2 protein-coding genes and 1 pseudogene are annotated in these 1,757 nt (G+C 51.8%); all 3 read left to right on the top strand.

Going from position 1 to position 1,757, the window contains the following annotated elements; genetic code table 11:
* Positions 1–485: pseudogene (locus DXA97_RS19690) on the top strand (conjugal transfer protein); the annotation flags it as partial.
* 64 nt (positions 486–549) lie between these two features.
* On the top strand, positions 550–1,194 hold the full coding sequence (locus DXA97_RS19685) for a CHC2 zinc finger domain-containing protein (protein WP_020994021.1): 645 nt from the start codon (positions 550–552) through the stop codon (positions 1,192–1,194).
* Positions 1,163–1,757: virulence-associated E family protein (locus DXA97_RS19680; protein ID WP_243107790.1), on the top strand; the 595-nt coding region annotated here is incomplete at its 3' end. The genes DXA97_RS19685 and DXA97_RS19680, both read left to right, overlap by 32 nt.

Raw genomic sequence — 1,757 nt, 5'->3', positions numbered from 1 at the left:
GCAATCAGATGAAGCCAAAGGAAGCCCGCAGCAAAGTGATTGACGGGATTCTTGCCAGCCGGACAGACTGCAAGGAATGTAAGCCTGTCTATGAGAAGTACCAGAAGATATTTTTTAAGAAAACAAAGGAGAAATTCAAACAGGAACACCCGGAGGTTGCCCGGTATGCGAAAGCCACCGCCTACCTTGCCAAGCACCCGGACGATAAGGACAGTACCCAAAAAAAGCTGCAAGAGGAGCAGGAAACGCTTCTGGAAGAAATTGCAGCCCTGAAAACACCGCTGACTGAGGTACAGGCTGATTTGAAGAAACTGCGGGACATCCGATACTGGGTACGGAAAGCCACACCCGGCACAGAGGAAAGCAAAGAGCCGCCCAAGAAGCAGCCCATCAAAGAAGTCTTACAGGATAAGGCAGACGAGAAAAAGGCTCAAAGAACCGCCCCGGCACAGGCGAAACACAGACAACAGGATATGGAACTTTAACAGGCACTTGCCATTTTCAAATTGAGAATGTCAGGTGCTTTTTTGTTTTCAAGGAGGGATAGATTTGAATGTATTTGAAGCTGTGAAGCAGTCCGTCACAACAAGACAGGCTGCGGAGCATTATGGAATCCATGTAGGTCGCAACGGGATGGCTTGCTGCCCGTTCCATCACGATAAAACCCCAAGCATGAAGCTGGATCGGCGTTACCACTGCTTCGGCTGCGGTGCGGATGGGGATGTGATTGATTTTGCCGCCGCCCTGTATGGGCTGGGAAAGAAAGAAGCCGCCGTACAGCTGGCACAGGACTTCGGGCTTTCCTATGAGGACTGGAAACCGCCGGGAAAAGCAAAAAAGCCCAAGCCCCGGCAGAAATCCCCGGAGGAACAGTTTCAGGAAGCAAAAAACCGCTGCTTCCGTATTCTTGCCGATTATCTCCACCTACTCCGAGTGTGGAGAAAGGAATATGCCCCGCACTCCCCGGAGGAAGTCTTTCATCCCCGGTTTGTGGAAGCCTTACAGAAGCAAGACCATGTGGAATATCTGCTGGATGTGCTGCTGTTCGGGGAAACAGAGGAAAAAGCGGCTTTGATTACGGAATACGGAAAGGATGTGATACAGCTTGAACAGCGAATGGCAGAGCTTGCAGCCGCAGACGCAGCAAGAACTAAAAAACACCATGAACGCCATGCAGCCGCCCCAGAGCATTGAGGAAATCAAGGCGGGGCTGGAAACCACCGAGAAAGGCGGTGTCCGTCAGAGCATACGGAACTGCCTGACCGTATTCCAGCGTGACCCGCTGCTTTCCGGGGCTATCGCATACAACATCCTGACCGACCGCAAGGACATCATAAAGCCCATCGGCTTCCACAGGGACAGCACCGCCTTAAACGATACGGACATGAAATATCTGCTTCTCTATCTGGAAGAAACCTACGGGCTTACCAATGAGAAAAAGATTGATAACGCCATCGGGATTGTAGCGAATGAAAACAAGTACCACCCCATCCGGGATTATTTAAGTTCCCTTGTGTGGGACGGGACAGAGCGAATCCGCTTCTGCCTACGGCACTTTCTGGGGGCTGACACAGACGATTACACCTATGAAGCGTTGAAGCTGTTCCTGCTGGGTGCAATCTCACGAGCCTTTCAGCCGGGATGCAAATTTGAAATCATGCTCTGTCTGGTAGGCGGTCAGGGGGCTGGCAAGTCCACTTTCTTCCGTCTGCTGGCAGTCCGGGACGAGTGGTTCTCCGATGATTTGCGGAAGCTGG

The organism is Clostridium sp. OF09-36 (assembly GCF_003481985.1).
In the GTDB taxonomy this organism is placed as follows: domain Bacteria; phylum Bacillota; class Clostridia; order Lachnospirales; family Lachnospiraceae; genus Brotaphodocola.
The sequence above is the reverse complement of the archived record's forward strand: the minus strand, read 5'-3'. Positions and strand labels throughout refer to the sequence as shown.